Below are 13,985 nucleotides of genomic sequence, written 5' to 3' on the forward strand. Positions count from 1 at the left end.
TCAAGCATCCCCTTTTGCAAGCTGTTCTTCCAGACGCGCATACACCGCAGCAACTCTCACGTTATAGATGGACTGAGCATGTTGCTGCTCAAAATGCTGATGCAGACAGTCAACTTTCTTCTGAATTTCCGTCTCAGACGCATTAAGAAATTCTTTAATTTTAGTGACATACCGCGCCACAAGTTCCACGTCATCAGCACAGTTGTGCACCAGAAAGCCAGATTTCTCCTGAATCAATTCCGGAACCCCACCGACATCAATTGTGATGATTGGAATTTGCATTTGAGCAGCTTCCAGCAGGACGTTAGGCAGACCATCAAAAAGCGATGTATATAAGAAAGCATCCTTATTTGTGAAAGGAATACTCCCTAAGCCACTAAAACCGCCTTTATAAACAACATTTGGGCAATCATCGAAATATTCAGGTTCAAAATGATCCAGAACAGGGCTCCCATAAACATAAATCTTTGTTGCTATGTTTTCTGCCTGCAGTGCGACGGAAATTTTATGGAGCAGATCGGGGCGTTTTTGTGCATCCAGACGAGAAGCCCATATTAAGCGCCTCGGGCCGTCGTTGTGCTGAAGAGGGTGTGAAACCGGCTGACTATAGGTGTAAAGGGCTTCAGTACGTCCCTGATATGCCGGGATACGATATTCCAGTTGTTTGAGATTAAGAGCGTGATCTGAAATAACATAATCTATATAGTTTCTATAGTTACTCAGAAAACGATACTCCCCACCGTCTCCGTAAATAACGCCATCCATAATATAATAAGCAGAACAGAAGTAAAAATAAACCAGCTGCCTGGTCTTAAAGAATTCAGCATAGACTTTCATAACAGATTCACAAAACGGACAGAGTTTCATGAAAACTCTTGCATCAGTTGCAAAATTTTCAATAACCCGAATTGCCAGTTCTGGTATCCGGACAGCCTCATGCTCATCCAGAATTTCATGCAGGTCGAGAACATCCAACCCTTCAGGACTCTGATAGCGCTCTTTAGAATGGCAAAGCTGCTGCCCGAGGATCAATAAACACGATCTGCTTCCATCTTTAATGGCTGTTTCTATAAAATTCAGAACGTACTTTTCGCCGCCACCTTTGGAAAGGAAGGGCAGGAAAAAGACGTCTGTATAATGTTTTTCTTGAATAGCCTTACAAACTTTTTCATAAGCCTGTCCGAAACCCTGTGAAATTCCAACATTCGTAAAAAACTGGACAGCCCGAAGACTATCAGGGTGTATTTCCGGCTCAATCAAATTTGCTTGATGAACCAACTCTCGCAAATAAAGTGATTCCATATAGAATTTTTTAAAATCAATATGGATTTGTGGAAGTACTGCTCCCTGCACTCTATGCTGCAGAAGCTTTAAAAACTCGCTCCCCTCAAAAAAAGCAGAGTTAGACACCATAAGCTTTTGCTCTCTGCCAAGAGACGCCATGATGCTACCGGTTCTCTGCCGATAAAAAACAATTGTGTCCGGTGCAACAAGCAGATCAAAGCCTGCGCAAATCAAACGTAAATTAATGTCATAATCTTCATAAGCATAAAGAGTGCCGGACGAGCAGTCCCTGTAGGGCACGCTTAAAAGGTCTGCGCGTCTTGCCATAAAACGGGAAACATAAGGATGTTCGCCCGCCATTCTGTACAGACCAACCTGGTCGAGAGAATAAAATCTACAGACGTAACTGCCGTCCCCAAAAGAATGATAATACTCCGGGAAGACGACTATTTTCTTATTTTGGGCAGCCTGATGGACTTGATAAAGCTCATAGATAAAATTTCTGGAAACTAAATCATCGGCATCTGCGGTGAGGATGTACTCACCCACAGCAACCTCAATACCATGATTCCGTGCCAACCCCAGCGAACGCACCTCGATCTTTTCAAGCCTGACAGCGTCAAAACCAGTATAATCATAATTCTGTAAAAGGGTCAGCGTTCTCTCATCTGCATGATCTGTAACAATCACCAGTTCAGATTTAATCTCGTGTAATTGCGCATGCAGAACAGTATCAAGAAGAGAGCGAAGCGTGGGGTATAATAAATCCTGTTCACGATGAACGTTCAAAACAAGAGAGACATCTATACCTGACATAAAAATTCCCACGCCACGCTTAAAGCAAAATTAAAAAAGAGCCTTCCTTAAGAAAAATATTCACACGCAAGGAAGAGAGTATTCATGCTGTCAGGCTGGATCGACAAAGAAAGACGGCAAAGACTTCTCGTCATTTTGCAGCAACGCATCAATCTGGTCACAGGCAGCCAGAGCTTCCGTAATAGTCACATCCATATCCAGATAGCGATAGGTGCCAAGGCGGCCCATGAAAGACACACCACTTTCTGATTTGGCCAGCGCAATATAGCTGTCCAGCATCTTCTTTTCGTTCACCAGACGGATGGGATAGTAGGGAACATCCCCCTCACCCGCCAGACGACTATATTCGCGGAAACAAACCGTCTTAGAGAATTTGTCCTGCTCCCACGGAGCAAAATGCTTGTGTTCCGAAATCCGGGTAAACGGCACGTTTTCATCGCAATAGTTGATAACGGCGGTACCCTGATGGTCCCCTTCATCAACAAACCGTTCAAAATCAAGCGTCCGATACCCAAGGCGCCCAAGACGGAACTGGAAATAGCGATCTATCGGCCCTGTGTAGAAGACGTGATCGTATTTCCCTTCCAGACTCTCAAAGGAACAGCCCAGCCGAATATCAATCCCGTCCACAGCCAGAATATTCTGGACAATGCTCGTGTAGCCGTCTTCCGGCATGCCCTGATACGGATGATTGAAGTAGTTATCGTCGTAGTTAAAGCGCAGCGGCAGGCGCTTCAGAATGGATGCCGGGAGTTCAGTCGGCTCCAGCCCCCACTGTTTCCGCGTATAGCCGTGGAAAAAGGCCTTATAGAGTTCCGGACCAATCATGCTCAGCGCCTGCTCTTCAAAAGAACGGGGAGCCTGAATGGAACGGTCGGCTTTATTTTCAATAAAGGCCCGTGCTTCCTTCGGCCCCATGGTCGTGCCAAAGAACTGATTGATGGTCAGGAGGTTAACAGGCAGAGTGTAGACACGATCTTTGGAAATTGCCTTCACGCGGTTGATGTAGGGCTGAAATTTCCCAAAGCGCTGGACGTAATCCCACGCTCTTTTGTCTGCTGTATGGAAAATGTGAGGGCCGTATTTATGGACCATGACACCGGTTTCTGCGTCTCGTTCCGTGTGACAGTTGCCGCCCAGATGGGGGCGTTCATCCACAACCGTTACCTTATGGCCACGCTCAGCCAGATGCCGGGCAATGATCGCCCCGCTAAATCCAGCTCCCACAACACAAAATGATTTCAAAATTTGGCTCCCGACACAATCAAGCACGCATTCAGCCAGAGCGACCATCGTCGAGCCACACTAAATGCCTTTTTTCTCTTAGCAGGCCTACCCTTGCCCTCCGCTTTGGGCAAGTCGCAGCTAAAAAGAACGGCAGTATTTTTTGAAAAAGAGTGTGGCGCGCCCTGCTGGATTCGAACCAGCGACCCACAGCTTAGAAGGCTGTTGCTCTATCCAACTGAGCTAAGGGCGCGTACTCTGCACCCTCCGATAGTCGGAAATATCCGGAAAATCAATGGGTCCAGTTCTGGATCCGGTCAAACCGGAAGTTATCCGCATAGACTTTAGGCTTACGGATACGCTGAACAGGCGCTTCAACTTCGTAGCCTATCTGCTCACGCTGAGCATACGCCACAGCGTCCTCACAGGAGGCAAAATACAAACGCAGCTGAGACTGGGTATCCTGACTCCCGGTCCAGCCCATCAGTGGGTCCTGATGTCTTGGAGCTGTTTGTCCGTATTCAAAAACCCACTCACGCGTGCCAGCCAGTCCTGACTGCCCCGCCGCTTTAGGCTGCTTATAAATCCGTGCCGGCATGGTGATGCCTCCAGATATATGTGGTCGGGGCGCCCGGACTCGAACCGGGGGCCTCGTGTACCCAAAACACGCGCGCTACCAGGCTGCGCCACGCCCCGAATGCAGCGGAACCTAAGCGGCATTCGGCAGGCTGGCAAGCCCATTCCGGTAAAAAATCAGTCAGCCTTGTCCATTGTCTTGCTGGCAAGCGGCGGAACAAACAGCGGAGCCGTATCCCACGGGAACAAAACCCAGGTATCCTGCGGCACTTCAACAACAAAATGGTTGGTCAGCTTCATTCCGGCAGGCTTTGCATACAGGCAGGCAAAATAGGCCTTGGGCAGCCGCTCACGCACAACGCGGGCCGTCACACCAGAATCCACCAGGTCATCAATAACAAGGAAGCCCTCGCCATCGCCTGCAGCGTCAGGAGACTTGATGATGGTGGGCTTGCCACGTTCTTCCTCATCATAGGTGACGACGGAAATGGTCTCGACCAGACGGCAGTTCAGCTCCCGTGCAATAATGGCAGCCGGGATCAACCCGCCGCGTGTGACGGCCACCACGCCTTTAAACGGCATTTTGGGCACAAGAGCCTCTGCCAGAATACGAGCATCTCTATGTAACTGGTCCCACGTGACAGTCGCGTAGTTTACGGCCATCTGGCTCTACTTCCTCTTCAAACAAACATCAGGCCAGACAGACCCAGCCAACAGGCCCCCTTTTGGGCCGTGCAGCGCCCTTCTGCCACTAGTCCGGGCCGCCCTGCAAATTTCCATTAAGAAAAATTTCCTGCTTCAGGGAATATGGCGGAATTTTCTTTCAATCGTTATGCTTCCCCCATGACTTTAGAAACCCCTCCCCCTCTCCCTCCTGTGGTGCTTGATCACCCGCTCATTCAGCACAAGCTGACCCACCTGCGCCGCAAGGAAACCTCTACAGCTGGTTTCCGCCGTCTGGTGCGCGAACTCAGCCTGCTGATGTGCTATGAAGCCACGCGCAATCTCCCTCTGGAGCCGGTCGAAATTACGACGCCGCTCGAAACCATGCAGGGCGAACAGCTGGCTGGCCCGGATGTCTGCTTTATCTCCATTCTGCGCGCCGGCAATGGCCTGCTGGATGGCATGCTGGACCTCGTGCCGTTCGCGCCTGTTGGGCACATTGGCCTGTATCGTGACCCGGATAGCCTTGAGGCTGTGGAATACTACCTCAAGCTGCCGACGCAGATTGCCTCGCGCCGCTGCATTGTGGTCGACCCCATGCTGGCCACCGGCCACAGTGCTGCTGCTGCTCTGACGCGGCTGAAAGAGAAGGGGGCTAAACGTCTGCTGTTTGTCTGCCTGCTCTCCACGCCGGAAGGCATTGCCTGCCTGCAGAAGGCCCACCCGGATGTGCCCATCCTGACCTGCTCGATTGATCGCGGGCTGGACGAACACGGCTATATCCGCCCCGGCCTTGGGGACGCTGGCGACCGTCTGTTCAGCACCCGTTAATCTGCATGGCGTCCGCTCCGGTTTTGGCATCCGCGCGCCGCATTCTGCTTCTTGGTCTGCTGGCGGGCTACATCAATGCGCTCAGCTTTATTGATCTGGGCGGGATGTTTGCGGGTGCCATGACCGGAAACACCATCCATATGGACGCCACTTTTGCAGCGGGAAACTGGCAGCACGGCCTGCAGGTTGCGGAACTCATTCTGGTCTTTTTCCTGACTGCCATTCTTGCGGCCTGCCTTAGGCTCATTGCTCAGCCAGTCTATGGGTTTGTGATAATGGCTGTCCTGCTGATGATCGCGCAGAGTGTTCATGGCGCGCCCCATCAGCTGCGTTATGAATGCCTTGTCCTGCCTGCCCTCATGGCCGTTCAGGGGCAGACGCTGGCACGCTTTTCCGGCAATGCCATTCAGACTGTTGTCATCACCAGCAATCTGCTGAAATGCGCTGCGGCCCTTGCTGCATGGTTTATGTCTTGCCTGCCGGGTAGCACTGTTCCTCGCCCCCGTCGCAGTGCCATTTTTCTACCCGGCCTGTCATGGGTGGCCTTTCTGTTGGGCGCCGCAACAGCCTCCATGGCCCTGAGCCTGAAAACCAGCCTGCCCTTCCTGTGGCCACTGCCGCTGGTCGCCCTGCTTTGCTGGGACATCAGCCGGACAGAGCACGCTAATTGTCTTGACTGATGCGCCTCGCTTTCCCGAATAGCTGACATGCCCGCGGGCTCTTGGTGCCAAACGCCGTTCTCAGTAGGACACTCAGGTGACAAAGACTGAGAAGCAAGGCGGCCAAGTATGAGCATATCGTGGGGTGATTTTCAGGCTGTCGTGCAGCTCTCTGCGGGTCTTAACGTCGCCATTCTCAGTTTTGTCGATATTAGCCTGCCCGCCATCAAGGAACGGCGTCGGGTTTTTGTCAAAGCCCGGCAGGAACTGGATATCCACCGCAAAAACCCCCACATGCGCACGGACGCCCAAAAGGAAAGCCACGCGAACGCCATAGACGATGTGGATCGCAGGCTTTTTGACCTCTGGCGGGAAACATCCGCCTTTGAAAGCATTGAGGACTCCCTGATAAAATCCACTGGCGTTTTTGGATTTTTTGGCGCGGTGCTGAGCATCGGCCTGCTCTGGTATTCCGCCCTGCACTATAATGAGGACATCTCTTTCACCGGCGAATTGCTGACTGTTTTGTCTTTTTTCTCATTGCTGGCCGCGTTTCTCATCAATTTCGTCACGGCTTCCAAGGCGTCGCAATATACCAAACGGTGCAACGCCCTGCGCGACCATATGCGCGTCAAGCTCTAAGCCTCCCCGCATCCTTACGGGCTGCCACCATAAGTCAGTTTGTAGATCGTGCCAGACAGATCATCACTAATCAGCACGCTTCCGTCAGCCAGAGGCTGCACATCAACCGGACGCCCCCACGCGGTCTGACCATGCCTAAACCCGCTCACCAGCACTTCCGGCGCCTGCGGTTTTCCATCCGGCCCAAAATGCACCGTGACAACCTGATACCCGGCAAGCGTGCTGCGATTCCATGAGCCGTGTTCGGCGATAATCAGCGCACCTCGATACGATGCAGGAAACTCCGTTCCTTCATAAAAGCGCAGCCCCAGAGCCGCGACATGCGCCCCCAAAATTACGGCAGGCGGCGTGAACTCACTGCAGGCGTGCTGCTTTCCAAATTGCGGATCAGGCAGATTGCCCTGATGGCAATACGGATACCCAAACGAGTCTCCGGAACGGCTCACCCGGTTCAGTTCGTCCGAGGGAACATCATCCCCCAGATTATCCCGTCCATTATCGGTAAACCATAATGCGCCCGTCCCCGGCTGCCATGTGAAACCAACCGTATTGCGGATGCCAAAGGCCACGTCCTGCCGGTCAGTCCCATCAGGCTTCATGCTGAGCAGACGCCCAAATTTATGCCCGACATCGCAAATATTACAGGGCGACCCGATGGGCACATACAGCCTGCCATCTGGCCCGAAGGCGATAAACTTCCAGAAATGATCACCATCCTCATAGGGCAGCGCATCCGCCACCACCTCCGGCGCAGGTGGTGCATCCAGATGGTGCTCAATATCCCGCAGGGCAACAATGCGCTGGGTATCAGAGATGTAGAGGTCACCCCGGTAAAACGCCACACCAACAGGCTGGTTCAGCCCATGGGCAATTGTGCGGACTTTGGTGGCATGGCCAGCCTGATCGGTTGAAATGGCATAGACCACGCCCGGGCCCATTGTGCCGACAAACACCGTGCCCTGCGCCCCAAGAGCTATTTCCCGCGCTCCGGGCACCTGAGCCGAGAAAATCCCGATATGAAAGCCAGTCGGCACACGCAGTTCGTCAACCTTTGCTGCGGCCAGACTGTGCCCGGCGATCACCACGGATGCGACGCCACTCACCGCACACGCGAACAGTGCGCGGGCAAGTCTGTTTCTGAAAGGTCTCTGCATAGCTTTCCCCCGGTAGCGAAAATCGTCCCTTTCTCTGCTGTAAACGTCGCATCCAGCATGTTCCAAAACAAATACGCCCCGCCAGGCCCTGCTGACGCATTTATGAAGACGCACTCAAAGCGCCATAACCCGCTGATCTGCGTCCCGCATCTGAGAGTTGTATGACGCAACCGCCCGCCCAATATAGGAGGCGGAAAAGGGTCTTCCTCATTATAGCCCTTCGATATTGAAGAAACGGATCGTAACAATGCGTCTTAATGCTAAAGCGTCTCTGGCCGCACTGGCTGTTCTGACAGCTACTCCCATGATGGCCCATGCAGAGAGCCTCCATACCAAGTGGGAAAACTTCAAGGCTGGCCGTGCCTTCCATCATCTGTCCGCGGACGGCCAGCGTGCCATGGCCGATATTGTGCAGGCGCGTGAAACGCTTGCCGCTGGCAACACTGATGCCGCAATCCCGGCCCTTTACGATGCGCAGAAGCGTCTGACAGCAGCCAGCAAAGCGGAAACGAAATTTGATGCCGCAGAAAGCCAGCTCCAGCCTGCGCCGCAGCGCCCGGTTTCTCCGTCCCATATGCCGGTGACGACCCCGACCACATGGATCCCGGTTGGTGGCGAATTCATTGCAACGGAAACGCTGGCTCCGGAAAAGAAAGCAGCCGTTGCGACAGCCAATGGTCAGCTTAAAGCCGGTCAGCCGGATCAGGCTGCGCAGACCATGCAGGTTGTGGGAGAAAATGCCGATTTCATTATCGCGCTGACCCCGCTGGCTCAGACACAGGGTGCTCTGAACCGCGCAACGGTCTTTACTGAAGGCAAGCAGGCGCCGGAAGCCGTCGCTGCCCTCGACCAGATCCTCAACGGTCTGGTGTTTGTCTCAGAAGATTTTGCTGCAACTGCAATGCCGGATAACGGTAAAGCCCCCGCAAAATCCAGCCACTAAACAGTTTGATGCTAAAGGACGGAGGAGCACACAGCCCCTCCGTTTTTCAGAGTTTTAGAGATCGACGCTGGCCGTCCCCATCACCATGAAGGGTGCTGCGATGGAGTAGGACGTGCTGCCACCCTTGATCTTGGACCCATACATCCCCGTCGCTGCCAGAGCATTGGCGGCTGTGCCGCTTACAAACCCCAGATAGTGACGGTCTGTAATATTACGCAGGTTCAGGCGCAGGGTCGGAGATTTCATAATCCCCCAGTCCTTGAAACGATATCCGGCACTGATGTTCATCGTCAGATAACCAGGAATATGCTGGTCATTCACGAAGGTTGCATACTGCTTGGCGACGTATTTCAGGCTGTATCCGCCAAACAGGTGGCCATCATCGTAATCAAGATTAAAGCCAAGCTGATACTTGGGGGTCTGCGGAGCAAATTTGCCTTTGCTGAATACAAAGTCACTGGTGCCACCAGCCGCAACATTACTATCCGTGCGGGCATTGATGTATTCCGCTGAGAAATACGGACGCAGGTGATACAGAATGGGGCGCGTGCCCACTTCCACATCCACACCATCGGCATGGGAATTCCCGCCGTTGATGCTCCGGCTATAGGTATCTCCGGTCGGCATGGTCACCGTCTGCTGATACAGGCGGTTGGTAAAGTTGTAATGGAAATACGTTATCGAGCTCATGATAGTCGGGCCCTGATAACGCCAGCCGAACTCTTCGGAAATGGAAATTTCCGGCCGCATGTCCGCGTTAGCTTGCGTCGTGTAGCCCTTCGTCTTTGTGCTGTATGCCCCGGAATCATACAGTGATGTATTCATCGGAATACGGAAGTTTGTTGTTGAGGACGCGAAGAGCTGGTTTTCGTTATTAATCTTGAAGCGGATGGAGGCCGCCGGCAGCGGCTCCTGCCATGAGCCATTGATGTAAGGGCCGGTGGACGTGTTGGGGAGGAAGTTATGCCCCTCACGATTGACCACGGCATACTTCAGGCCAGCTTCAAGAGTAAGCCGGTTATTCAGCAGAGACAGGCTGTCTGCGATGAACATCGTATGAATACGGGTCTGCGTCAGAGTATCGCGATACTGTGCCGTCTCACCGTTTGAAAGCACCATGTTCGGGCCACTCGCCAGCAGATCATAAGGTTTGCCGGTCGCATTATCTATCAGGCTGTAAGGCCCTGTCTGGATCTGCTTTGAATATTCAAACCAGTACCCGACAGACAGACGGTTGATCCCTGTATGCAGGGACAGCTTTGTCACGGCACCGGGACGATAGGTCTGCGTATTAGACGGGTTATACAAAAGGATAGATTTTGTATTGGACGGATTATACGGCCCGATAGAGCCCGTCACGGTTTGCTCACCATACTGCTGGTTGGTGAGGTCTTCGTTATACGCGCCACCAGCATTTCCGTTCCCGTACCAGAAATAGGGTGTTTCCGTCAGGGTCAGGTTCTTTGTCAGCGTAAAGGTTGACGGCGCACTGGCATAAATATTGGTGAACGGGTTGCGATGTAACTGGTAGTAGTTCCCGCTTGGCTTTTTCGGGTCCCAGTTGCTTTCGTAACTGTTGTGAATGCCCTTTTGCTGCCAGGTTGACATACGGGTTGTCGGGAACGTCACGCCTTTTGACTGGTTCCCCACCAGAGAGAAAGACACAACGTTGCCTTTACCCCAGGCGCTCACCCATTTGGTTTCACCATGCAGCTTGCCCTGCCCACCCGGGCCGCGCCAGGACTGCTCAGCCGCATCGGAGAAGGACACAAAGCCCTTTACGTTGGTATTCCCAACATAACCGGTGTCCAGACGCCCAAAAATACGGCGTGCATTATAATTGCCGTAAGAGCCGACAATCTTGCCGCCCAGACGGTCCTTGGGGTTCATCAGATACATGCTGACGGCACCGCCGGTGGCACTGATATGCGGGCTATCCAGATCCGCTGAGCCCTGTTCCACATTAATGGTGCGCAGGTTTTCAGGGTCCACAATTTCCTGCGGATAAACAGCGTAGCTGCCGATATCGTTGATGGGGAAACCTTCAAGCGTAAAGCCAATCTGGCTTTCGCTCAGACCATGCATGGTCATATGGCCGCCGGAAAGGCCCATCGGGTCGGTAGACGTGGTGTTAATGCCCGGCAGCATTTCAATAAGCTGCATCGGGTTAAGGCCACTGGCCTGTTTTTCAATATATTCCGCTGTGATGGTGGAGCGCGACTTAGGCGCGTCTTCCTTAATCATCAGACCGCCGCCCACCTGCCGGTGACGCCCACCCTTCACTTCGACCCTTTCAGGTCCCTGATCAGTCGGTGCGGTTGAACCCATCATTGAAGGCTCATTGGAGGAAACTTTTGACGATGACGCAGCGCGCACATGCCCGCTGTTCTTTTCCGTCGTGTCAGGTTCTGCCGCGGCAAAGGCCGCTGAGAACGGGAGCGTTGTAAAGCCAATCAGCGCGGAAGTGGCCAAAAGTTTCTGCATAGTGGTCAACAGTTCCATTCAAAATATCGTTAAGCGCCGCCCTCCTTTAACATCTGTAAAATAGGTTTTATTTTAAATTTTTATGACACGCATACAAAAATGAAAGCATGATGCTTTTTTGCAACAATTCGAAATCACAACGATAAATTTTTTCGAGAATTTCTCCAAAAAACAGAGATTATATAGCCTATTTTCTCATTCTCTATTTTATCAGACTCACTGGCAGACCTTAATTTTCTCCATAAAAAATGGTCATTCTTTAATTTTTATACATCTCTGTGTCTGCTGAAACGGAACAGGCACATCCTCCCGGCGTACCGGGAGGATGAAGGCTCATACGTGGAGAACAGGCTTCCCCAAAGCCGGGTCTGTAATGCTGGGCCGCCCTGTTTCAACATGCCCTGCAAAACGGCTTGTTATGTTCGGCTCTGCGTCAACAGACACCGTCAGATCATACCAGTGGTCACTCTTTGCCAGCCCAACCTGCTCCTGCCGAACGCCTTGCGCTGGCAGAACGACCGTCCGCTTTGCAAGCCCATACGCATTGTCATGCATCTGGACAGTTTGCGGTCGGTTGGTGCGGTTTGTGAGTTTCACGACAATGGCCCCGGTCTCTGCCTGATCAACAACAGAAATCCCCACGGCCGAACGACCCTTGCGATGAAAATATCGCGCAAAGCCGTTGGGGCCAATCACCATCAGCCGCAGCATCTCGCCCGCAGGCACAGGCCACTGGTCCTGCAAAGATGCGCCAGCCCCCACTGTGTAGCGCCGTGGCTTTTCCTCTGACAGCTCCTGATACACATAGAAACAGGCACCCGTTGTGCCTTCATTCAGGAACTGAAGCGTGCAGAAGCCAGCAGGCCCGTCCACTTCGTTCACAGTCAGAACGTAAGGGAGAGGCCGCGCGGGGCGATGGCCTTTTTCCTGTTCGCCAATGTCAGACACACTGCTTTGAGCCGGAACAGCCGGGTTAGGCAATTTACAGGAGAGGTCAGTCTTGCTCCTGTAATCAGCCGTATCCGGAAAATTACCCTTCAAACCCTGCTTGCGCGAGAAATCGAACGCACTGGTCAGATCCCCACACACGGAACGCCGCCAGGGAGTAATATTGGTTTCACGCACCCCAAAGCGCGCCTCAATAAACCGCAAGACAGACGTGTGGTCGAACACTTCCGAACAGACAAACCCACCTGTGCTCCAAGGTGACAAAGCCAGCATGGGAACGCGAGGGCCTAGTCCATAGGGCAGCAGATCAGCCTTATACCGCTTCGGCTCATAAGGCGTGAGACGGTCATGAATCTCGCCACGCGTGTCCACCGTGCTCTTGCCGGGTAAAACGGGCGTGGGGGGCTGCGGTGGGGGCATATGGTCAAAATAGCCGTCATTTTCGTCATACATGACCAGCAGAACGGTTTTTGCCCAGACCTCCGGGTTGGCCGTCAGAGCATTCAGCACCCGGGCGATATAGGTCGCCCCATAACCCGGGGTCCAGCGCGGATGCTCGGAATATGCAGCAGGCGGCAGCAACCAGGACACCTGAGGCAGACGATCCGCCAGAACGTCCTGCTTCAACGTATCCAGCGTGCGCTTGGTCATCGCCCGCTGGAACAGCGGAGAGCCTTCCGGAGCCTCGACATAATTGCGGAAGTTCAGCAGCACGTTCGTGCCAAAATTTCCGTTTTCCACATCGGACGGTGAAAGGCCCTGCTGGTAAACCTGCCAGCTCACCCCGGCTGCTTCCAGCCGCTCCGGATAGGTGGTCCAGTTAAACGGCCCCGGCACTTCCGGATAAAAAGCGCGGTCTACCCAGTCCACATTATCCAGAACCGGGCCGCCACCCACGCCTTCCCCATCTACGGTTCCGGTCATCAGATAAAAGCGGTTCGGGTGGGTCTGCGTTGGGGTGGAGCAGAAGTAATGGTCACACACCGTAAACGCATCAGCCAGTGCGTAATGGTAGGGAATATCCTCCCGCGTATAGTACCCCATCGTCATGTCGGTCTTGTGCCGGGGCCACTGGTCGTTCCATCCGGCATTGATGGCCGCGTGTGTGGGCGCCCAGTTGTGGTCGAGATCCAGAACACATTGCGCACTTGTAACATGCGTGCGGAGCTGGAACGGCAGAACCCTCCCCTCCTCAGGCTTTGCGCGCCACTGTGACCAGACAGGCGTGCCGTCCGGCGAGCGGACCGGATGACGATCCCCGACCCCGCGCACACCATTCAGATGACCAAAATAGTGATCAAAGGACCGGTTTTCCTGCATCAGCACCACAACGTGCTCGACATCTTCCAGCGTCCCACTCCGGCGCTCGGCCGGAATAGCCAATGCACGGTTGATGGAGGACAGAAGACCCGCTGTAACAAGTCCACCCCCGCCCCTCAGAAGTCCTCTGCGTCCGATCACCGACATCCATACCCTCTCAATTTCAAATGCGCCCACAAGTCTTTTAAGACTGCCCCACTCGCCTCTTTAAAGGTCGTTCCAAACAGCAGAGGGCGAGCGACAGTTGCCCTAAACAGAAACAGCGCCCTCAACAACCGCAACACCACATTTCATCATAATGTCATATACTGACACAGGTTGAGGGCGAGATCGCTTGCAACAAAAACACGTAGTGGCAGCACAGTAAAAAAATATTACAATCCCGAATAGATATATTTTTCTGAAAAAACTATAATCTCAAAAACAATGAGACTTTTTGAG

Annotated in this window: 11 protein-coding genes and 2 tRNA genes; 4 read left to right on the forward strand and 9 right to left on the reverse strand. The window is 53.1% G+C overall.

Annotated elements, in window-relative coordinates; all coding sequences use genetic code 11:
* From AD930_RS12490 to gpt, 6 genes are all read right to left on the reverse strand, one after another.
* The gene (locus tag AD930_RS12490; RefSeq protein WP_156477067.1) at positions 1 to 2,100 is read right to left on the reverse strand and encodes a glycosyltransferase; all 2,100 of its coding nucleotides are present in this window, start codon (positions 2,098 to 2,100) and stop codon (positions 1 to 3) included.
* Positions 2,101 to 2,190: 90 nt separating this feature from the next.
* On the reverse strand, positions 2,191 to 3,345 hold the full coding sequence (gene glf, locus AD930_RS12495; RefSeq protein ID WP_373320470.1) for a UDP-galactopyranose mutase: 1,155 nt from the start codon (positions 3,343 to 3,345) through the stop codon (positions 2,191 to 2,193).
* A gap of 155 nt (positions 3,346 to 3,500) precedes the next feature.
* Positions 3,501 to 3,577 (reverse strand) — tRNA-Arg (locus tag AD930_RS12500).
* Between the two features lie 39 nt (positions 3,578 to 3,616).
* The gene (locus tag AD930_RS12505; RefSeq protein WP_061491365.1) at positions 3,617 to 3,922 is read right to left on the reverse strand and encodes an ETC complex I subunit; all 306 of its coding nucleotides are present in this window, start codon (positions 3,920 to 3,922) and stop codon (positions 3,617 to 3,619) included.
* 21 nt (positions 3,923 to 3,943) lie between these two features.
* A tRNA-Pro gene (locus AD930_RS12510) sits at positions 3,944 to 4,020 on the reverse strand.
* Positions 4,021 to 4,077: 57 nt separating this feature from the next.
* Positions 4,078 to 4,563, reverse strand: coding sequence for a xanthine phosphoribosyltransferase (gene gpt, locus AD930_RS12515; protein WP_043550529.1), 486 nt, complete (start codon positions 4,561 to 4,563; stop codon positions 4,078 to 4,080).
* Positions 4,564 to 4,743: 180 nt separating this feature from the next.
* On the opposite strand from gpt, the gene upp reads away from it, so the two are divergent.
* The 3 genes from upp to AD930_RS12530 all read left to right on the forward strand — a co-directional run bounded on the left by upp (position 4,744) and on the right by AD930_RS12530 (position 6,695).
* Positions 4,744 to 5,394: a uracil phosphoribosyltransferase gene (gene upp / locus AD930_RS12520; protein ID WP_061506573.1), complete on the forward strand. Its 651-nt coding sequence runs from the start codon at positions 4,744 to 4,746 to the stop codon at positions 5,392 to 5,394.
* 5 nt (positions 5,395 to 5,399) lie between these two features.
* Complete coding sequence (locus AD930_RS12525) at positions 5,400 to 6,074, forward strand: YoaK family protein (protein ID WP_061506495.1); 675 nt, start codon at positions 5,400 to 5,402, stop codon at positions 6,072 to 6,074.
* 108 nt (positions 6,075 to 6,182) lie between these two features.
* The gene (locus tag AD930_RS12530; RefSeq protein WP_043550527.1) at positions 6,183 to 6,695 is read left to right on the forward strand and encodes a hypothetical protein; all 513 of its coding nucleotides are present in this window, start codon (positions 6,183 to 6,185) and stop codon (positions 6,693 to 6,695) included.
* Between the two features lie 14 nt (positions 6,696 to 6,709).
* Here the strand turns inward: AD930_RS12530 and AD930_RS12535 are convergent, their stop codons facing one another.
* Entirely contained in the window at positions 6,710 to 7,849 is a 1,140-nt protein-coding gene (locus tag AD930_RS12535; RefSeq protein ID WP_061506496.1) for a PQQ-dependent sugar dehydrogenase, read from the reverse strand.
* A 247-nt stretch (positions 7,850 to 8,096) separates the two neighbouring features.
* On the opposite strand from AD930_RS12535, the gene AD930_RS12540 reads away from it, so the two are divergent.
* Positions 8,097 to 8,792, forward strand: coding sequence for a YfdX family protein (locus AD930_RS12540; protein ID WP_061506497.1), 696 nt, complete (start codon positions 8,097 to 8,099; stop codon positions 8,790 to 8,792).
* Positions 8,793 to 8,846: 54 nt separating this feature from the next.
* On the opposite strand, the gene AD930_RS12545 is transcribed toward AD930_RS12540, so the two are convergent.
* The gene (locus tag AD930_RS12545; protein ID WP_156477068.1) at positions 8,847 to 11,276 is read right to left on the reverse strand and encodes a TonB-dependent receptor; all 2,430 of its coding nucleotides are present in this window, start codon (positions 11,274 to 11,276) and stop codon (positions 8,847 to 8,849) included.
* Positions 11,277 to 11,609: 333 nt separating this feature from the next.
* Complete coding sequence (locus AD930_RS12550) at positions 11,610 to 13,691, reverse strand: phosphocholine-specific phospholipase C (RefSeq protein WP_061506498.1); 2,082 nt, start codon at positions 13,689 to 13,691, stop codon at positions 11,610 to 11,612.
* Positions 13,692 to 13,985 lie beyond the last annotated feature (294 nt).

The organism is Acetobacter malorum (genome assembly GCF_001580615.1).
Classification (GTDB): domain Bacteria; phylum Pseudomonadota; class Alphaproteobacteria; order Acetobacterales; family Acetobacteraceae; genus Acetobacter; species Acetobacter malorum.